Annotated in this window: 20 protein-coding genes; 14 read left to right on the forward strand and 6 right to left on the reverse strand. The window is 63.2% G+C overall.

Annotation, left to right across the window (positions count from 1 at the left end):
* The first annotated feature begins 16 nt into the window (after positions 1–16).
* The 4 genes from AC239G_RS06880 (at position 17) to AC239G_RS06895 (ending at position 2,947) form a co-directional block, all read left to right on the forward strand.
* A complete protein-coding gene (locus tag AC239G_RS06880; protein WP_218973667.1) occupies positions 17–283 on the forward strand; it encodes a hypothetical protein in 267 nt (88 codons plus the stop codon).
* The gene (locus tag AC239G_RS06885; RefSeq protein ID WP_487490002.1) at positions 270–1,241 is read left to right on the forward strand and encodes a cyclase family protein; all 972 of its coding nucleotides are present in this window, start codon (positions 270–272) and stop codon (positions 1,239–1,241) included. Before AC239G_RS06880 ends, AC239G_RS06885 begins: the two co-directional genes overlap by 14 nt.
* Positions 1,242–1,356: 115 nt before the next feature.
* Positions 1,357–1,857, forward strand: a complete 501-nt coding sequence (locus tag AC239G_RS06890) for a thiamine pyrophosphate-binding protein (protein ID WP_487490003.1) — start codon at positions 1,357–1,359, stop codon at positions 1,855–1,857.
* Positions 1,760–2,947, forward strand: a complete 1,188-nt coding sequence (locus AC239G_RS06895) for an acetolactate synthase large subunit (RefSeq protein ID WP_487490109.1) — start codon at positions 1,760–1,762, stop codon at positions 2,945–2,947. Before AC239G_RS06890 ends, AC239G_RS06895 begins: the two co-directional genes overlap by 98 nt.
* Before the next feature lie 48 nt (positions 2,948–2,995).
* Here AC239G_RS06895 and AC239G_RS06900 read toward each other — a convergent pair whose 3' ends face one another.
* Complete coding sequence (locus AC239G_RS06900; RefSeq protein ID WP_139469603.1) at positions 2,996–3,895, reverse strand: DUF6282 family protein; 900 nt, start codon at positions 3,893–3,895, stop codon at positions 2,996–2,998.
* Complete coding sequence (locus AC239G_RS06905; RefSeq protein ID WP_482401611.1) at positions 3,885–5,174, reverse strand: MFS transporter; 1,290 nt, start codon at positions 5,172–5,174, stop codon at positions 3,885–3,887. Before AC239G_RS06905 ends, AC239G_RS06900 begins: the two co-directional genes overlap by 11 nt.
* Positions 5,175–5,413: 239 nt before the next feature.
* On the opposite strand from AC239G_RS06905, the gene AC239G_RS06910 reads away from it, so the two are divergent.
* The 10 genes from AC239G_RS06910 (at position 5,414) to AC239G_RS06955 (ending at position 16,158) form a co-directional block, all read left to right on the forward strand.
* On the forward strand, positions 5,414–6,208 hold the full coding sequence (locus tag AC239G_RS06910; protein ID WP_139469601.1) for an IclR family transcriptional regulator: 795 nt from the start codon (positions 5,414–5,416) through the stop codon (positions 6,206–6,208).
* A gap of 277 nt (positions 6,209–6,485) precedes the next feature.
* Complete coding sequence (locus tag AC239G_RS06915) at positions 6,486–7,754, forward strand: cytochrome P450 (protein ID WP_139469600.1); 1,269 nt, start codon at positions 6,486–6,488, stop codon at positions 7,752–7,754.
* An 11-nt stretch (positions 7,755–7,765) separates the two neighbouring features.
* Positions 7,766–8,863 carry a PEP/pyruvate-binding domain-containing protein gene (locus AC239G_RS06920; protein ID WP_487490004.1) on the forward strand — a complete coding sequence of 366 codons (1,098 nt, stop codon included), beginning with the start codon at positions 7,766–7,768 and terminating at the stop codon, positions 8,861–8,863.
* 64 nt (positions 8,864–8,927) lie between these two features.
* Positions 8,928–10,814: a PEP-utilizing enzyme gene (locus AC239G_RS06925; protein ID WP_446655792.1), complete on the forward strand. Its 1,887-nt coding sequence runs from the start codon at positions 8,928–8,930 to the stop codon at positions 10,812–10,814.
* A gap of 3 nt (positions 10,815–10,817) precedes the next feature.
* Positions 10,818–11,564: an SDR family NAD(P)-dependent oxidoreductase gene (locus AC239G_RS06930; protein WP_487490005.1), complete on the forward strand. Its 747-nt coding sequence runs from the start codon at positions 10,818–10,820 to the stop codon at positions 11,562–11,564.
* A gap of 65 nt (positions 11,565–11,629) precedes the next feature.
* The gene (locus AC239G_RS06935; protein WP_446655790.1) at positions 11,630–11,950 is read left to right on the forward strand and encodes a 2Fe-2S iron-sulfur cluster-binding protein; all 321 of its coding nucleotides are present in this window, start codon (positions 11,630–11,632) and stop codon (positions 11,948–11,950) included.
* 1 nt (position 11,951) lies between these two features.
* Positions 11,952–13,268, forward strand: coding sequence for an NAD(P)/FAD-dependent oxidoreductase (locus AC239G_RS06940; protein WP_487490006.1), 1,317 nt, complete (start codon positions 11,952–11,954; stop codon positions 13,266–13,268).
* Positions 13,265–14,026, forward strand: coding sequence for an HD domain-containing protein (locus AC239G_RS06945; RefSeq protein ID WP_139469594.1), 762 nt, complete (start codon positions 13,265–13,267; stop codon positions 14,024–14,026). The genes AC239G_RS06940 and AC239G_RS06945 overlap by 4 nt, the downstream gene beginning before the upstream one ends.
* Positions 14,023–15,540: an aldehyde dehydrogenase family protein gene (locus AC239G_RS06950; protein WP_487490007.1), complete on the forward strand. Its 1,518-nt coding sequence runs from the start codon at positions 14,023–14,025 to the stop codon at positions 15,538–15,540. Before AC239G_RS06945 ends, AC239G_RS06950 begins: the two co-directional genes overlap by 4 nt.
* 108 nt (positions 15,541–15,648) lie before the next feature.
* Complete coding sequence (locus AC239G_RS06955) at positions 15,649–16,158, forward strand: hypothetical protein (protein WP_139469592.1); 510 nt, start codon at positions 15,649–15,651, stop codon at positions 16,156–16,158.
* A 12-nt stretch (positions 16,159–16,170) separates the two neighbouring features.
* On the opposite strand, the gene rraA is transcribed toward AC239G_RS06955, so the two are convergent.
* The 4 genes from rraA to AC239G_RS06975 all read right to left on the reverse strand — a co-directional run bounded on the left by rraA (position 16,171) and on the right by AC239G_RS06975 (position 19,745).
* Complete coding sequence (rraA, locus tag AC239G_RS06960) at positions 16,171–16,638, reverse strand: ribonuclease E activity regulator RraA (protein WP_101545050.1); 468 nt, start codon at positions 16,636–16,638, stop codon at positions 16,171–16,173.
* Positions 16,639–16,676: 38 nt separating this feature from the next.
* A complete protein-coding gene (locus tag AC239G_RS06965) occupies positions 16,677–17,699 on the reverse strand; it encodes a D-cysteine desulfhydrase family protein (RefSeq protein WP_139469591.1) in 1,023 nt (340 codons plus the stop codon).
* A gap of 83 nt (positions 17,700–17,782) precedes the next feature.
* Positions 17,783–18,223 (reverse strand): hypothetical protein, encoded by a 441-nt coding sequence (locus AC239G_RS06970; protein WP_139469590.1) that lies wholly within the window; start codon positions 18,221–18,223, stop codon positions 17,783–17,785.
* Positions 18,224–18,425: 202 nt separating this feature from the next.
* Entirely contained in the window at positions 18,426–19,745 is a 1,320-nt protein-coding gene (locus AC239G_RS06975; protein ID WP_139469589.1) for a dicarboxylate/amino acid:cation symporter, read from the reverse strand.
* Between the last annotated feature and the right edge of the window lie 113 nt (positions 19,746–19,858).

Genomic DNA, 19,858 nt, shown 5'->3' on the forward strand with positions numbered 1-19,858 from the left:
AGAAAGGAACCAGACAATGAATGTTTCGACGAATCGAAGCCGTGGCCGCTTCGAAGCGATGTGCTCTCAGCTCTTCGCCGCCTCGACAGTGCTATTCCTCCTCGGAGGGGCAGTGATCGTCATCTTCCAGATCGTCCTCATCGTCGCGGGGAAGGGCATGATGGCTATGGACGTCGCCGAGGCGGTCGGACCGTATGCCTTCGGCATGTCGTCGATCGCGGGGCTCCTGGCCTTCGTCCTCACCTATTTCCACAAAGGAGCGTCGAAAGATGGAGAAGACTGAATACCCGACCTACGCCCAATTGGAGGAAAACACTCCGCCCGGATCATCGTGGGGTGTCTTCGCCGACGCGGATCGGGGCACAGCGAACTTCGCCGATGGTGAAGATGTCCGTGAGGCTGCAGCATCGGTGTCGAGGGGAGAGGTGTTCAACCTCGACTATGCGCTCGATGCGTTTGACCCGCCGATGGCTCGTGCCAGGCGCGCACCGGAGCACGAGATCCTCTCGGCGCACTCGGAGTCCCGCGATGATGTTCTCCGCGAGTTCTTCCTGCAGGCGACCTCACAGGTCGATGGTCTTCGACATCGACGCGCCTCCGGATACGGCTTCTACAACGGTGTCGCAGACGCATCGATCCGGCCCGGGGCTCCCGACCTCGGTGTCCAAGCCTGGGCAGAACGGCCGATCGTGGGACGGGGCATTCTTCTCGATATTGCGGGCCTCCTCGCTGATGAGGGCACACCTCTGGAGCACCGAGGCGGTCCCGTCCTTGAGGTCGACCACCTTGAGCGAGCATGTGCGCGACAGGGCGTGAGCGTTCGTTCCGGCGACATCGTCATGGTGCACACCGGTTGGTCCACATGGTTCATCGGCTCCACCGACGATGTCCGCGATGAGGTTCGATCTGGGCGGCGCGCTACGGGTTTCCGGCAGTCGAAGGGCCTGGCACGGTGGATCTGGGAACATCAGGTGGCGACATTCGCAACCGACACCTTCGCCGTTGAGGTCCTACCTGTTGTCGCTGACAGCGACTTCCACGAATCGGCGCCCGAGGACAGGGGGATGATGCATCAGGAGCTCATTGCCAAGCTCGGAGTGCCGCTCGGAGAGCTGTGGAATCTCGAAGCGCTGCTCGAGGACTCATTGCGTACGGGGCGTTGGGACGCGATGTGCGTCATCAAACCGCTCAACCTCGTCGGAGGAGTCGGCTCTCCGCCGAACGCCACCGCGATTCGGTGACGAAAGTCTTCGGCGAACGGCTCGGCCGTCGCCCTCGGGAATGTGGTACGACAGAGGGCACATGCTGTCTGAGGGTGCGACTGCAGCGATGACCGACGTCGAAGGAGATGCTGGCATGAACGGTGCCGAGAGCCTGGTGGAAACGCTGGGACACAATGGAGTCGAGGTGTGTTTCGCGAATCCCGGAACTTCGGAGATGCACTTCGTGGCGGCCTTGGACAGGCAACCGCGTGTCCGTGGTGTGCTCGGACTCTTCGAAGGGATAGTCACCGGAGCCGCCGACGGCTATTCGCGACTGCTTGATCGGCCCGCGGCGACTCTGCTACATCTCGGTCCGGGCGCGGCCAACGGACTGTCCGCACTGCACAATGCGCTCCGGGCACGTTCCTCGATCGTCAATATCGTCGGCGACCACGCCGGTTACCACCGAGGCCTCGATGCGCCGCTGACCTCGGATATCGAGGGGGGCGCTGCGGCCTTTCAGCGACTGGGTGCGCACTTCTCATTCGGCGAACTCGATCGCCGGCGACGCCGCCGACGCCATCGGCTTCAGTCTGCCGGGACGGATCAGCTCACTCATCCTTCCCGCCGATACGGCATGGAATTCCGCCGATGAATACTCGACTCCGCCGAAAGCGGTCGAACCGATGCAGCGTGCGATCGATCCCGGCGAGGTCGACGCTGCAGCGGAACGTCTGAAGGATTCGGGTCGTCGTACCGCAATCCTTCTGGGCGGGCGTGCTCTGCGCTCGAGGCAGCTCGAAACCGCGGCGCAGATCGCGGGGGCCACCGGTGCCTCGGTGCTGGCCGAAACCTTCGCTCCACGCACCGAGAGAGGTGCGGGACGGCCGACGGTGGCGAAGATCCCCTATCCTGTCGAGCCGTCCGTCAAGCTGCTGAGCAGCTTCGATGCCGTAATTCTTGTCGATGCCAAACCGCCCGTCGCCTTCTTCGCCTATCCGGACAAGCCGAGTGTACTTACCCGGCCGGGGACGACGTTCTACACACTCAGCCCCATCGGGGCGGACTCGTCGGTGGCACTGGAGGCTCTGCAGGACGCGATCGGCCCCGCAGCGAAAAGGCCCGTCCTCGCAGACCCGGCCGCGACCGGATCTGTCCTGCCCTCGGTTCTGGCGAAATCGACTTCGGCTCCCCGTCCGGAGGGGGCGATCACCCCCGCCAAGCTCGCAGCGTGGCTTTCAGGGGCGATCCCTGAGAACGCGATCGTCCTCGACGAGTCGATCACCACCGGCCGGGACTTCTACGACCGGACGGAGACATCGGCTCCGCACGATTGCCTGGGCGGCGCCGGAGGATCCATCGGCTGGGCACTGCCGGTCGGAGTCGGGGCGGCGGTCTCGAGCCCGGACCGGAAGGTCATCGTTCTCGAGTCCGACGGCTCGGGAATGTACACCCCGCAGGCGCTGTGGACTTATGCCAGAGAGCAGCTCGACGTCATCGTGCTCTTGTTCGCCAATCGGAAATACCAGATACTGCGCGATGAAATGTCCAATGTCGGGGTACCTGACTTCGGACCCGAGGCACAGCGCCTGCTTGACATCGACAATCCCGATATCGATTGGGTCAGCCTCGCGAAAGGCCTGGGTGTCCCGGCGACGCGGGTGGAGACCATTGCCGAACTCGATCGCGACTTCAGGGCAGGCGTGGCCGATGCGGGTCCGCGGTTGATCGAAGTGTCGCTCTAGAGATCTGAAACGTCCTTCCGGAGCAACGCCGCAGATCGCGGCATATCGTCAGTTTGCTAAGGCTCTGCGCGGATTCTCAACGATCATCTGTCTGATGGCGGCGGATTCGACACCGTGATCGAGCAGAATTCTCGCCCACATGGGCAACCCGGCGGCGATGCTTCCGAACTCGGGTTGGCCGAGGTCGCCGCTGAGAACGGTCGACTGCGGCCCGCACTGCTCGATCACCCGGAGGACTCGATCGAGCGTCACTTTTCCCGTGGCCAAGGAGTTCATCGTGTGTTCGATGAGGGCGCCGCGTCGGGCCATCTCGACTTGCGCAGGGATTGAGATATCGAGATGAGGCAGGCACGGGTGAGTGACGATGACGTTGTCGAGTCCGCGGTTGTCGGCCAGGTCGAGGACGACGAAGATCTCATTCTGATCCAAATGCCCGGTGGCCAGCACCAACGAGTTGCGCACTGCCGCGTCGATGACATCGACGAGCGCATCGACGGGTCTGCCGCCGTCGATGATCCGGACGGGATTCCGATGTGAGTCGGGTTCCGAGAGCGAGGTGGATCTCTCGAACCGGCACTGGATCCTGCTGTCCTTCGTCGGCAGCCACACGACCTTGGCCCCCATCCGCGCTGCGATGTCGACTGCGTCCGGGTTGAGACCGCCGACTGACCGGTTGAGCGTGATCGACGCCAGTGGGCGGGAGGGAAGGCCTGCGGGTGCCATGGAGACCATCGTCGTCGTCGGAATGGAATGGGACTTGACGACGAATCCGGCAATACCGGCCGAACCGAAGTCCCACGCCGCCTCATCAATTGACTGCGAACGAGCCACGATATCCGGACTCGGATGCGTGTGAAGGTCGATTCCGCCCTCTGTCACCGCGACAACCTCATCTGCGAGAAGTGCGCTCAGGCCGCCGTTGAGTCGGCTTTCAATGTCACCTGTCATCGATCTTCGACCTCCCGACGGTGAGGACGGTTGCCAGCCCGATGATGGAAGCGCACGTCATATAGGCTGCAGGGGCGAGTGTCCATCCGGTGAGGTCAGTCAACCACTGTGCGACGTAGGGGCCGAATCCGCCTCCCACGATCGTGCCGATCGAGAAGCCGAACGCGACACCCGTCAAACGCGCGGTCGATCTGAACAGCTCAGTGAAGAGGGGATAGCCGATCGCCTGCGCGAAGACCCAGGGAACGAATGAGATCGCCATCGTCAGCGGGAGAGGCCAGCCGCTTGCGGGACTCATGAGGGCGAAGCTGGGAATTGTGAGCAGAATGTATCCGACCATCGCGTACGCGTAGGTGCGGCCGCGACCGATGCGGTCGGACACGAGGGCAGCGAAGGGCATGAGGATGGCGAACAGGACGGTGATGACCGCGTTCGTGCCGAACGCCTCGCTGGTCGAATAGTCGAGTTCAGTGGTCAGATAGGTATTGAGGTATACGTGTCCGACATAACCGGTCAGGGACATCGAAAAGGCGAGAAGAATGAGCTTGATGGTCGCCGTGCGTTCATGTCGGAGGACCGAGACTATCGGGGGCGGGCCGGCCGACGCGGTCTTTGCGGAGAATTTCGCGGACTCGGGAAGAGTGTTCCTGATCCACAGGATGATGATGCTCAAGGGCAGAGACAGCAGGAACGGCAATCTCCATCCCCATTCGGCCATGGCGCTGTCGCCGAAGACGGTGCTGACGAGAGAAGCGACTCCGCTCGCCGCGGCCGTTCCCAAGGCGATCCCGGCTGGGGTGAAGGCTCCGAAGAACCCGCGACGTTCGGGCGGCGCCATCTCCGCGATGTACGTCGCTGCTCCACTGGCCTCGCCGCCTGCGCAGAGCCCCTGGACCAGCCTCAGCAGCACGAGGAGGACAGGCGCAGTCAAGCCGATATCGGAGTATGCAGGAATCAGGCCCATCAGCGAGCTGACCGCGCCCATCATGATGACGCTCGTCAGAAGCGATGCCCTGCGACCGTGCCGATCGCCGAGCCAGCCGAAGAACAGTGCGCCGATCGGGCGCATGAGGAAACCGCTGCCGAACACGGCGAGAGTTGCCAACAGAGCGATGGTGGGGTCGGATTGGGGCATCAGCGCAGCTGCCACAAAGATCGCGAGGGTGGCGAAGAGGGAATAGTCGTAGTATTCGAGCAGTGAACCGGCGCCGCCGGTCAGGGCGGTCTTCCAGACCGTTCGTCGAGTCGTTTTCGCAGTCTTGATTTCTTCAGTCAACATCACTGTTGTCTCCTTATCGGGCACCATTGCCCCCGGTCCGACGGGGTTATGTAGGCAAGTGTCTGCCAGTCGCAACCCTCACATATTTACCATTAGATGATAAGTGCATATCGGGGCGTGATTTCAGCATACATGCAGTGGAAATTCCAGCAAAGTGTGTGTCGATTCCGCCGACGTCAACAGTGGCCTCGGGGCAGTGGAGGGAGGTCGGCGTTGACAGGTCCGATAGATTCTCGAGCATGGAGCACAATCAGCGTCCGGAGGTGCCGAAGGCCGGCCGCACCGTCACTCACAAGGTCCTCAGTCTGCTGACGACATTCGAAGAGCCGCGGCGCAGCTTCACCCTCACCGAGCTCGCCGACGCGGCGCAGATTCCACTGAGCACGGCGCACCGCCTGGTCAATGAGCTCGTCGAATGGGAGTTTCTCTCCCGCACCCCGCAGGGTCGGTATCAGCTGGGCCTGCGACTGTGGGAGATGGGGCAGAACGTCGGCAGGCAGCTGCGCGAGACTGCTCGACCATTCATCCAGGATCTCTATTCATTCACGGGCGAGACGTCCCAGCTTGCGATCCGCGACGGTCGTGAGGTGCTCTACATCGACCGCGTCTATGGGACGGAGAGGGTCCCGCGCGCGTCACGGGTCGGCGGGCGCCTGCCGATGCATTCCACCGCGGTCGGAAAGGTGCTGCTGGCTTTCGAGGAAGACTGGCTCTCCGAAGCCTACCTGCGGCAGCCGCTCGACCAGGTCGCGCCGCGGACCGTGACGAACCCCGGTCTGCTTGCCGAGCAGCTCGAGCAGATCCGGACCGAAGGGTTCTCTGTGACCAACGAAGAGCAGAGACCCGGCGCCTGCTCGATCGCGGTCCCCGTCTTCCATACCGGACGCATCGGTTCGAGCATCGGTCTCGTCGTCGCCTCCGAGAAGGCCAGCACGTTGACGCGCCATCTGGCGACGCTCAAGGGAGTCAGCGAGCGCATCGAGGCGGCAACCGCGAGGATTCCTCTCGAAACCTTGCTGGGGTCGCATCGCTGAAGGGGCGGATCAACAAGTTCGATTGTCGATCGTCGGGTTTCTGGGGAAAGTCTCGTCGAACCTGCACGTCGTTTCTGGTCTGGTGCTTCGTCGAGGTTGGGTGCGTCTCTCTGGCATAACGCTGACCTCGAAAAAGGCGCCGCCGACGCCGCCTGAGACGGCTCTTTGGAGGCTTCCAGGTCGCTTCCGCTGAACGGAAGCCACGTCATCGAAAATCTTCGCTGTGCCTGTAGGGTGATCATCACTGTCAGCAGTGACCCGCATCACAGGAGATGGAATGACTTTGCAATCCGCAGCAGAGACCGGCAAGTGCCCCTACAGCGGCGCGGCTGAAGGCTCTCACCACGGGTACGAACCCTTCGACATGAAGAACCCTTTCCCGGCCTATGCCGAGATGCGCAAGGAAGAACCCGTGATGTTCGATGAGCGAGTCGGCTACTGGGTCGTGACACGCTACGAGGACATCAAAGCGGTCTTCGAAGACTGGGAGACCTTCTCCTCGGAGAACGCGCAGGCTCCGGTGCGCAAACGCGGACCGCAGGCCACGAAGATCATGAAAGACGGAGGCTTCACCGCCTACTCCGGGCTCTCGGCACGCATCCCGCCGGAGCACACCCGCATTCGTGAGATCGTGCAGAAGGCATTCACGCCGCGACGCTTCAAGAAGCTCGAACCAGAGATCCGCGACAACGTCGTCAGCCGCATCGAAACGATGCTTGCGCGTCCTGACAAAGACGGTGAGATAATCCGCGATCTCGCCTATGACATCCCGACCATCACCATCCTCACGCTCATCGGTGCCGATATCGACAAGGTCGATACCTACAAACGCTGGTCCGACTCCCGCGCCGCCATGACGTGGGGAGACCTGTCGGACGAGGAGCAGATCCCACACGCCCACAACCTCGTCGAGTATTGGCAGGAATGTCTGAGCATCGTCGCCGACGCCCATGAGAACGGCGGAGATTCGATGACCGCCGACCTGGTCACAGCACAGTCCGAAGGCGCGGAGATCAGCGACCATGAGATCGCGTCCGTCCTCTACTCGCTCCTCTTCGCCGGCCACGAGACGACGACAACGCTGATCGGCAACACCCTGCGAGTGCTGTTGGTCCATCCAGATCAATGGCAGGCGCTCATCGACGATGAGAAGAAGATACCCAAAGCGGTCGACGAGGTCCTCAGGTACTCCGGTTCGATCGTCGGCTGGCGCCGCAAAGCGCTGAAGGACGCCGAGGTGGGAGGCGTGAAGATCGCCGAGGGCGACGAACTGCTGCTGCTCATGGGCTCAGCCAACCGTGACGAGTCCCGCTTCGACGGCGGAGAGGACTTCGACATCGACCGACCCAACGCCCGTGAACATCTGTCCTTCGGATTCGGCATCCACTACTGCCTGGGCAATATGCTCGCGAAGCTGCAGGCGAAGATCTGCCTGCAGGAGATCACCCGCCTGGCACCGAATCTCAAGCTCGTCGACGGTGAGAACATCGACTTCCGGGAGAACCTGTCGTTCCGTGTCCCCACATCCGTTCCGGTGACCTGGTGAAGGAGAAGTCCATGAGTTTCGTACAATCATTCGACTCCACGTCCGAACCCCGCCTGGAAGACCTCGGCGGCAAGGGTGCCTCGCTGGTGACCATGACGCAGGCAGGAATGCCCGTGCCACCCGGATTCGTCGTCACAACCGAATCTTTCGACTCCTTCGTCTCCGAATCCGGCATCGCCGAGGAGATCGTCACCGAACTCGGAGCTCTCAATCCCGATGACGTAACTGAGGTCGACGAGATCTCCGCTCGCATCCGCCGTCGGCTCACCGACTCCGAGGTGCCCGAAGCTGTTCGGAGCGCCACGAAGACCGCTTACGACGAGCTCGTTGCCGCCTGCGGGGGAGAAGTACCCATGGCTGTGCGGTCCTCGGCCACGGCAGAAGACCTGCCCGACGCCAGTTTTGCCGGCCAGCAGGACACCTACCTGTGGCTGAGCGGATACGCAGCGGTGACCGAACACATCCGCCGGTGCTGGGCTTCCCTCTACACGTCCCGAGCCATCATCTACCGGCTGAAGAACAACATTCCCGATGAGGGCCTGTCGATGGCCGTCGTCGTGCAGAAGATGGTGAATGCGAAGACCGCGGGAGTGGCGATCACGATGAACCCCGCCAACGGCGACCGGTCGAAGATCGCCATCGACGCGTCTTGGGGCGTCGGAGAGACCGTCGTCTCCGGTCTCGTCACTCCCGACAACATTCTGCTGGACAAAATCACCCTCCAGGTCGTCAACGAACATATCGGAGAGAAGCACATCGAACTCGTCCCCGCCGACGGGGAGCTCGCCGAACGCGAAGTGCCGGTCGAACGCGCCGAAGTCCGGTGCCTCTCTGATGAGGAGCTCACCGAAGTGGCGACCCTGGCCAAGCGGGCGGAGAAGCACTACAAATGCCCGCAGGACATCGAATGGGCAATTGATCGGGACCTGCCGGAGGGTGAGAACCTGCTCCTGCTGCAGTCCCGACCGGAGACGGTGCATTCCTCTGCAGAGAAGAAGACCGAGAAAGAACACGCGGCCGCGACGAAGCCGGCTGCGCCTGCGGCAGCCTCGACCGGCGGAATCGACCTCGGATCGATCACTGCCTCCCTGATGAAGAAGACCGGCTGAACCCCGCCGCAGCGAACCTCACTTACGACCCAACTCACGAACCACCGATGCAATGGAGCAGACAATGTCAATGAAGTCGTTTCCCCGTCCCTCCGATCTTCCCGTCCCAGCCGGCGCCGAAGGCTGGGAGAGGATCTACCCCTACTACCTCGTATTCCAGGACAGCCTGAAGGAGATTGAGGACGAGAAGTTCTGGTTCTGCGATTCTCAGCACTGGCCGACCGTGTTCAAGCCGTTCGAGACCATCGGCGGAGAGTTCGCCGTCAAGTGTCTCGGCCAGTACAACGCCCGTCACCTGATGATTCCCAATGCCAACGGCATCGACTTCCGCATCCACCAGGGCTACCTCTACATGTCGCCCATCCCCGTGCCCGAAGACCAGATCGAGGCTCGGCTGCCGGAGTTCCAAGCCCGCATCGGCCACTACTTCGCCAACTGGGAACCGCTCCTGGACCAGTGGAAGACGAAGGTCCGGGGAACCATCGACGAGATAGAGGCGCTCGACTTCTCGAAGCTTCCCGATATGGTCCCCATGGATGACATCCTCTCCGGCAAGGCCAAGGACGGATCCGAGCGACTGCTCGAGAACTTCGACCGCCTCATCCAGCTCGCCTACCAGAACTGGCAGTACCACTTCGAGTTCCTCAACCTCGGCTACATCGCCTATCTCGACTTCTTCAACTACTGCAAGGAGATCTTCCCCGACATTCCCGACCAGTCGATCGCAACGATGGTCCAGGGCGTGGACATGGAGCTCTTCCGCCCCGACGACGAACTCAAACAGCTGGCAACCACAGCCGTCGAACTCGGCCTGCAGGCTGCATTCGACAACACCGACGACGCCGAGGCGACGCTTGAGGCCATCGCCGCAGCCGATGGCGGCACTGCCTGGCTGGCCCAGTGGGAGAAAGCTCAGGACCCTTGGTTCAACTTCACCACCGGAAACGGCTTCTACGCCCACGACGAGTACTGGAAAGAGAACTTCTCGATCCCGCTCGGCTTCATCGCCGACTACATTCGCCGCCTCGACGAGGGGCAGACGATCATGCGGCCGACCGAAGCACTCATCGAGGAGAAGGAGCGCATCGTCTCCGAGTATCGCGATCTTCTCGATGACGAGCAGGGTGCGACCTTCGAAGCCAAACGACATTTGGCCGCCACCGCCTACCCGTATGTGGAGAACCATAACTTCTACATCGAGCACTGGACGATGGGCGTGTTCTGGCGCAAGGTCCGCGAACTCGCCGCGACCCTCGTCGAGCACGGAGTCTTCGCCGAAACAGGCGACTTCCTCTACCTCAACCGCAATGAAGTCCGTGATGTCCTCTTCGACCTCGTCACCGCATGGGGAGTGGGCGCCCCACAGGGTCCGATCGCCCCTGCCTACTGGCCGCCGATCATCGAAGAGCGCAAGAAGATCGTCGCCGCCCTCAAGACCGCTCGTCCGCAGCCGGCGCTGAATACCCCGCCGGAGGCCATCACCGAACCGTTCACCCGGATGCTGTGGGGAATCACCACCGAGCAGGTCCAGTCCTGGCTCGAAGCCGATTCCGACAACGTCACCGGCCTGCGCGGAATGGCCGCCTCACCCGGCGTCGTCGAAGGAGTGGCCCGAGTCGTCATGGACGCGTCACAGATCCACGAGATCGAACAGGACGAGATCCTCGTCGCCCCGGTCACCGCACCCAGCTGGGGGCCGATCTTCGGCAAACTCAAGGCCACCGTCACCGACATCGGCGGCATGATGAGCCACGCCGCGATCGTCTGCCGTGAGTACGCGCTGCCGGCCGTGACCGGCACGGGCAATGCCTCGACGACGATCCGGACGGGTCAGCGACTGCGCGTGGACGGAACCCGCGGCACCGTGGAGATCCTCGACCTCGAGGACTCGGTCCCCGAAGTCAGCGGCCCCGGTGCCCACAGCCATGCCCACGCCACGGCAGCGAGCTGAACGATGACTGAGCCACGCACCGTGCTCATCACCGGCGCAGCCGGGGGACTGGGACGCGCCTTCGCCGAAGGGTTCGCAGCGGCCGGCGACCGAGTGGTCGTCGCCGATATCAACCTGGCCGGCGCGGAGGAGACGGCCTCGGCTCTGCGCGCCGCCTCGGCGGAGACACTGGCCTGCGAGGTCGACGTCACCGACCGAACCTCGACGCAGGCCCTCGCCGAGGCGGCCGCCGACTTCGGCGGAGGCAGCATCGACGTCGTCATCAACAACGCCGCGATCTACGCCGGGATCACCCGGTCTCCCTTCGAAGACATCGCCGAAGACGAATGGGATCTCGTGATGGGAGTCAACCTCAAGGGGCCCTGGCAGATGACCCGGGCAGTCAGCCCGTATCTGCCTGCAGGCGGCAGAGTCGTCAACCTGTCCTCGGCCACGGTGATGTCCGGATCCACACAGTGGGCTCACTATGTGGCGTCCAAGGGAGGGGTCATCGCACTCACCAGGGTGCTGGCGAAGGAACTGGGCACCAGGGACATCACGGTCAACGCGATCGCTCCCGGGTTCACGCTCACCGAGGCCAGCTATGAGCTCATGGACGATGCAGCGACCTACGGAGTCGACCGCGGCGCCATCCGCCGTGCCAGCCAACCCGACGACATCGTCGGCGCCACGATGTTCCTCGCCTCACCCGACGCCGGATACATCACCGGCCAGACACTCGTCGTCGACGGCGGCCGACAGTTCATCTGAACACTGACGCCACAGGCGACACCGCAACCGCAGACCACCAGCACCACTGTAGGAAAGGGAATGACATGCCGACCGTACATTTCACCGATTCCGAAGGCACCACCCGCGACATCGACGCCAAAGTCGGCGACTCCGTGATGGAGACCGCGGTGCGCAACGGAGTGCCCGGCATCGTCGCCGAATGCGGCGGGTCCCTCTCATGCGCCACCTGTCACGTCTTCGTCGACGAATCCGACTTCGATGGGCTCGATCCGATGTCGGAGATGGAAGACGAGATGCTGTGGGGCACGACCGAAGATCGGGAGGACAACTCCCGTCTGTCCTGCCAGCTCAAGGTCACTGATGACACCGACCTGCACGTGACCACTCCGGAAACCCAGGTGTGACATGACGACGACAACGCAGACGGCACCGGCCGACGCACAGGATCGACCGGCCCGCACACAGACCGGGATGCTCATCATCGGAGCCTCCCAGGCCGGAGTGCAGCTGGCGATCTCATTGCGGGGGACCGGATTCACCGAATCGATCACCCTCCTCGGCGAAGAGGACCATCGGCCCTACCAGCGGCCGGCCCTGTCGAAGGAGTTTCTGCAGGGAACAGTCGACAAAGAGAACCTCATCTTCCGCAGCGCGGAGTACTGGGACGAGCACAACATCGAACTCGTCAAGAACACGCGCATCGAGAAGATCGACAAGAACCCGGACGGCTCCGGAGTCGCCATCGCCACCGACGGTGAGGAATACCCCTTCGCCCGTGTGGCACTCGCCGTCGGAGCGCGAGCCAGACCGCTGGAGGTTCCCGGCGCCGACCTTGCGGGAGTGACCTATCTGCGCAGCGCCGATGACGCGCTGTCGCTGAAAGGCAGCCTCGATGACTTCACCGATGTCGTCGTCATCGGCGGCGGATTCATCGGTCTCGAAGTCGCCTGCTCCCTGCACGGGATGGGCAAGAACGCCACCGTGCTCGAACACGGCCCCCGCCTCATCGGGCGCGCCGTCGGAGAGGAGACTTCCGAGTACTTCTACCAGGCGCACCGAGAACGGGACCTCGACATCATCCTCAACTCCCGGGTCGAAACACTGATCGACGACGGCAGCGGGCGCGTGTCCGGAGTGGCACTGGCCGACGGGACCGTAGTCCCGGCCCAGCTGGTCATCGTCGGCATCGGCGTCATCCCGAACACCGGACTGGCCGAGCAGATGGGCTTGAAGACCGAGAACGGAATCGTCGTCGACCGCTATGCGCTCGCCTCCGATGGTACGACCATCGCGGTGGGAGACGTGGCGAACATGCCCAACCCGCTTCCGGACGCGCCGGAGGGGGAGCGGATCCGCCTCGAGAGCGTGAACAATGCGATCGAACATGCAAAGGTCGCCGCCTATTCGGTCTCAGGTCGACGTGGAGAATACGCCGGCATTCCCTGGTTCTGGTCGAATCAGGCCGATATGAAGCTGCAGATCGCCGGACTGTCGATGGGCTTCGACTCCACCGTGGTGCGTCGTGATGACGAAAAAGGCAAGTTCAGCGTCTTGTACTACCGCGAGGGCCAGATCATCGCAGCCGACTGCGTCAATGCTCCCCTGGACTTCATGGCGGTGCGCACCGCTCTGGCCAAGAACCAGCAGATACCTGCCGACCAGGCCGGCGATATGAGCGTCACGCTCAAATCCATCGCCGTCGACCGAGAGGATCCCCGATGAATACCCGAACCGAAAGCAGCAGCCGCGAACAGGACTATCCGAGCTGGGCGGCAGCGGAGTCCGGTGACACCGCCGACGACCCTCGAGCCGTCCGTTTCGCCACCGACTACCCCGTCCGCCCTATCCCGATGGAAGGGACGGTCGACACACAGCCGATCTGTTCGACTCCGAGCAGTGGATTCGAGGCGCTGTGGAAGCAGATCGAACCCGAGACGCGCACTCGCGGCAACGATGTGCACCTGCCGATTTCGGCCGCCTATGCCGAGCGACTCTGCGACGCCTACCCCTCGGCCGACCGTGAGCTCGTGCTCGTGACGATCATCCTCCACGACACCGGCTGGGCACATGTCGACGAATCCCGAATCATCTCAGAAGGCTTCGGCGGTGACTGGCGCAAAGCCACGATCCGGTTCGAACACGAACGGGAAGGCTGCCTCGTCGCACGCCGGGTCCTGCCGGGCCTCGGCTATTCCGAGGACTTCGTCGAACGCGTCTGCGAGATCATCGACGGCCACGACACCCGTCCGGTCGCCTTCAGCCTCGAGGACGCCCTGGTCCGTGACGCCGACCGTCAGTGGCGCTTCGACCGGGCCGGAATCGCCCTGTCCGCGTCGTGGTTCGACATGGACATGGCCACCTACACCGACCGGCTTGAGAGGGAGATCATCCCTGAACTCATCACCGAAGCAGCAGTGACCATGGCCGAAGCAGACCTGCGCCGTCAGCGGGACCTGCTGCGCACCGAGGTCATCCGATGAGCACCGTCGACACCGTCTCTCCGACACTGACCCGAGCCGGCCTGCGCCGAGACCTGCCGTACAGCCACGTCGATGACCATTTCATCGGCGGCGTCTGGACGCCCGCCGCCGATTCCGAACGCAACCCGGTCATCGATCCGGCGACGGACGAAGTGTGGGGCTCTGTGCCGGCAGCCACCTCGGCGGAACTCGATCGCGCCGTGACCGCAGCCCAGGCATCGATGAACGAATGGGCGAGCCTGACCGCGGCCGAGCGGGCGGAATATCTGGTGCGGATCGCCGAGGAGATCGAAGCGCGAAGCGAAGACCTGGCACGGACGAGCACCCTGGAGAACGGCACCCCGATCTCCGAGACCCGGGGAGCGGCGGCGAATGCGGCTGGAATCTTCCGCCACTTCGCCACCTTGTCCGCGTGGATCGACGATGAGGACATTCGTGACTTCCCAGCCGCCGTCGACTCCTATTCGGTGGTGCGCAAGGACCCGATCGGAGTCTGCGCACTGATCGCACCGTGGAACTTCCCGATCAACCTCGTCGTCGTCAAGCTCGCTCCCGCGCTTCTGGCCGGGTGCGCCGTAGTCATCAAACCAGCGTCGGTGACTCCATTGTCCATTCGCTTCATTATCGATGCCGTCGCCGCCGCCGGAGTGCCCGCCGGCGTGGTCAACCTGCTCACCGGTCCCGGACGATTCGGCGATGCCCTCGTCCGCCACCCGGGAATCAGCAAGGTGGCGTTCACCGGTTCGACCCCGGTGGGCCGGCGCATCGCCGCTGTCTGTGGCGAACTGCTGCGCCCGGTGACGCTGGAGCTCGGCGGCAAATCCTCGGCGATCGTGCTGCCCGATGCCGATCTGGAGGCGATGGGGCGAGTGCTCGTGCGATCGTGCATGCGCAACACCGGACAGACCTGCTATATCTCCACCCGGATCATCGCACCGGCTTCCCGGTACGACGAGGTCGCTGAGGTGGTGGGACGGACGATCGCCGAGGGGCGGCAAGGGGATCCGCTTGCCGAAGACACAGTGTTCGGGCCTGTGGCATCGCGGTCCCAGTACACGACCGTCATGGAATACATCGCCTCCGCTCACGAGGAGGGCGCTCTTCCCGTCACCGGGGGAGCTGCAGCAGAAGTCGACATCGACGGAAAGGCCGGGATGTTCATCCAACCAACGGTCTTCGCCGAGGTTACCCCGCAGATGCGCATCGCGCGGGAGGAAATCTTCGGCCCCGTGATCTCGATCCTGCGCTACGACGATTCGCAGGGCTCCGACGAAGCCGTCTCCCTGGCCAACAACACTGAGTTCGGACTCGGCGGCATCGTCTTCGGCGCCGACGCAGAGGCCGCTCAGGCAGTAGCCGAACAGGTCGATTCAGGATCGGTGGGAGTGAACTTCTTCGGTTCGAATCATTCGGCACCCTTCGGCGGGCGTCATGACTCCGGCCTCGGCGTCGAATACGGCGTCGAAGGGCTCAGTCAGTACATCACGTACAAATCGATCCACCGGAAGCGGTGAGACCGAGCACGGTGCGACTGTGCCTTGTGCGACCGGGCCCGGTGTGAGCGCCCACGGTACGACCGAGGCGATGCGGTACCAACGCGCGCCCGCCGATAGGCTGGTGCCATGAGGTTCGAATCGAAGTCCGCCCCTGCTCTCGCCGGGCTCCTGACCGCCGCATTCATCGCTCTCAGCGGCTGCGGTTCCGATTCCGCCTCATCGTCGGAACCCGAAACGACGCCGACGGCGACACTGGATGTCGTGGAGCAGGGCTTCGATTCCCTCGACGAGCTCTCGGATTATGTGGCGCAGTCCTTGGACGGTGTCGAGGTGAGTCTCGAATCCGAGACGAACCCCGACTTCAACGAGGAGGCCGAACCCGAACGCCTCCATGTCCACTTCGCCTCGACTGAGGACAGAGTCAAAGACTTGGAAGCTACGGCGTTCATCGTCCAAGCGACGTCACGGGCGGGTTTCGACTATGACATCCTCGTGGTCACCGGAGTCGTGTCGGCAGGGGAGTGGGCGTACCTCTACGACCGGTCGACTGTCGTAGAGCTCACCGCTGATGGTCAGATCGCTGTTGCCGATATCTGGGACTCAGCCGAACAGAGCTTCGACACCATTCACCGCTGAGTCTCTGCCGCCCTACTTCTCGACGGCAACGCCGTCGGCGTCGGCGAAGACCATCGCTCCCGGGCGGATCGTCGCGCCGCCGATCTCCACGGTCACGTCGATCTCACCGGCACCGTCTTTCGCGCTCTTGCGCGGGTTGCTGGCCAGAGCCTTGATGCCGAACTCCATCTCGGCCAGAGCCTCACGGTCACGGACGGCACCGTTGATGACGACACCGTTCCAGCCGTTTCGAACTCCTGCCTCGGCGATCATGTCACCCATGAGGGCGGTGGCGATCGATCCGTCACCGTCGATGACGAGCACGGCGCCGTCGCCGGGCTGGTTGAGGGTCTGCTTGACCAGTCCGTTGTCCTGGTAGCAGCGGATGGTGCGGGCCGGCCCGGAGAATGACGTTTTGGCTCCGAAGTCGCCGAAGTTCAGGGCGATCGAATAGAGCTCGTCGCCGCGTTCATCCCACAGGTCTGCTGTCGAAACTGTCATCTGGGTGCCTTCCGTCGGTGGTGGGAGTTGAGTGGTGCTCAGGCAAACGCCTGGGCACGGGCGTAGAGTCCGGGGACTCCGCCGGAATGGATAGAGACGACCGCGTCCTCGGAAGAGAAACGGCCGGATCTGATGAGGTCGATGAGGCCGGCCGCTGCCTTGCCGGTGTAGACCGGGTCGAGGACGATGCCCTCGGTGCGGGCGAAGAGACGCACGGCCTCGACCATCTCGGGAGTCGGCAGAGCGTATCCCGTCCCGACATAGTCGCCGAGTCCCACTGTGGCGTCGCGAGGGACCGGGGGCAGATCGAGGAAGTGCGCCGTGGAATCGACGAGGTCGACGATCTTCGGCTCCTGCTCCGCCTGTGTCCGGCTGACGTTGATGCCGATGACCGGAGCATCGCTCCCTGCACTGTGGAGGCCGACGATGAGTCCGGCCTGCATTCCGGCCGAACCGCTGGGCGTGACGATCGTGGGCGAATCCAGTCCCGCCTCGGCGAATTGGTCGAGCATCTCAACGGCACAGTCGACGTACCCGAGCGCACCGATCGGGTTCGACCCGCCCACCGGGATGACGTAGGGCTTCCTGCCCTCGCCGCGCAGCTTCTCAGCCAGTTCTTCAGCCTCGCCGAGGAGGTCGGCCCCGTGGCCGAGCACCGTGACCGAATCCGCGCCGAGGAGGTCGAAGAGCAGGAAATTGCCCGTGTACTCCGGCGGGTTCGACCCTGTCGGTCCGAGGGCGCTGCCTTCAGGTCCGAGGTCCTCTTCGACGATCAGGTGACAGTCGAGGCCCTCGACTCGTGCAGCGGACAAGGTCAGTCGACAGTGATTGGACTGCACCCCGCCGACGGTGATGAGCGTGTCCGCGCCCTGTTCCAGGGCGTCGGCGATGAGGAACTCGAGTTTGCGCGTCTTATTCCCGCCCTGAGTCAGTCCCAGCTGGTCATCGCGTTTGATCCAGATCTGCGGTCCGCCGAGTTCGGCGGACAGGCTCCGCAGATGTTGGAGAGGCGTCGGCCCCGCGGTGTAGCGGCGGCGTGGGACTTCATTCAGGGCGACCATGGTTCCCGAGTCTACCGAGCTGGTCAGCCCTGCTGACAAGACGCCGACCAGAATCTGGTCAACGGGATGTCAACGGGTCGTTCTCAGCCGACGAACTCGACCTCACGAATGGCATCGCGGCCCTTGTTCGCGGCGAGCGCGTTTCTCACTGTCAGATTCATAACCTCATGCGTGTCCAGGTTCGTATAGGACACCCAGGTGAATCCCTTGCCGGAATCGGCTGAGCTGCGGTGCCAGCGTTCGGAGTGCCCGTGGCTGTGTTCGATCAGTGCCGTCACGACGTTCTTGGTGGCGAGACGATCCATAGTCCGGTCATCCCCATTGCCGAAGGCGGTGACGAGTTTGTCCGCGTACCCGGCTGCCTTGACCGGGTAGCCGGAGGTCTGGGGAGCCTGAGCGGCACTGGGCACGGGTGCGGCTTCGCCGGACGCGGCTGCCGGCCCGACTGCGAGACCCAGGGAAGCGAGGCCGGCTAATGCGGCGACGCCCCACTTTGCGGCGTGAGTGCTGAGGATGGCGGGCATGGTGACATCTCCTCTTACAGATCAGGAACATTGCTGGAATCGAGTATCGTCAGCCCAGGTGAGAGCCTTTTGCCCGAAACTGAACAGAAGCTGAGATGCCGAGTCGCAAATGCGGAAGTTCTATTGCGTTCCTATGACATCTCCGAGACATTCGGCCAGAAGGAGCCTTGTCCGAATCTACGAGCTCGGGAGTGTGACAGATTCACTGAGCATACGGAACCGAATCGTGATCATCCTCTTTGGCTTTGTCCATCCAGTCCTTGCCGTCGAGGATGCGCGCGACCATCATCGAGCTCGCCTGATCGCCGACGGAATTGACCGTGGTGGCCGGGGGATCGATGACGGTCCCGATGATCTGGATGATCGGCAGTGCCGCGGCCGGGAAGCCGTAGAGGGTGATGATCATGAGCTCGCCGATGAAGCCGCCTGAGGGGATTCCTGCCATGACCATTCCGGCCAGCAGCGCCACGGCGATGGCGATGAGGATGTTCTCCAGGGTGAAGAAGTCGCGCTGGAACACGGCAAAGAGGAAGGCGATCTTGAGGATCGCGGACAGGCTCGAGCCTTCCATGTGGATCGTGGCACCGATCGGCACGATCGTCTCCCGGATGTCACGGGGGACTCCGATCTTCTCTCCGGCACGCAGGTTCGCCGGGATCGCCGCCACCGAGGAGGATGTGCCCAAAGAGATCGCCGTGGGCTCGAGGATATTGCTCCAGAACCGAGAGACGCCTCGGCGGCCACCGGCCAGGCAGGAGTAGAACGTGAACGCGAGGATGAAGTAGGCGATCGCCACCGGATAGTAGACGAGGAAAGCGCGAACATAGTCCCCGACGAGCTGGGAGCCGAGGTCACCGATGAGAGCGGCGAAGTAGGCCCCGAGACCGATAGGGGCGTAGTACATGATGATCGAGGTGAACTTGAGGAACACCTCGGTGCCGGAATTGAGGAACTGGGCGAACGGCTTGCCCGCATCGCCGATCCTGCTGGTGGCGAAGCCGACGATGACGGCGAAGACGATGAGGGCGAGCATGTGCTCGGCGGACAGGATCTTAGAGAAGTCGTCGACGACGACGGTCTGGACGAGCTGGTCGCCGATGGACCCTACGTCCTCGACGTTCTCCGGCTCCTGCATCTCCACCTGGACGCCGTCGGTGGCGTTGAAGATGCGCAGCGCGGCGACCATGACGATGGAGGCGATGATGCCGGTGACGGCGAAGACTCCGAGCATGCTGCCCATGATCTTGCCCAGTCGCGCGGCCGAGGACATTCCCGCGACTGCGGAAGCGATGGAGAAGAACACGAGCGGCACGACAAGAGTGAACATCATGTTGATGAACAGCGTGCCGAACGGTTTGATGACGGTGGCACGTTCCCCGAAGATGAGGCCGATGACGGCACCGACGACCACGCCGGTGAGGATGAAGAGCGGGAAGCGGTAGTTGCGCAGGATCCGGAGGAATCCCGACGGCTGTGTCTTCGTGTCGGAGGACTGCGCAGGCGAGGCAGTGGGGGAGGGCATAGGCTCTGCCTTTCAGATCAGCATCATTGTTCCGCCGACAATGCGGCGTGGGGTCATGGCCCTGGCGATCCTACCTGGGGCACAGCAGGACCCGGCACGCGGATAGCCGTGTA

It is taken from the genome of Brevibacterium sp. Lmc1 (assembly GCF_057654315.1).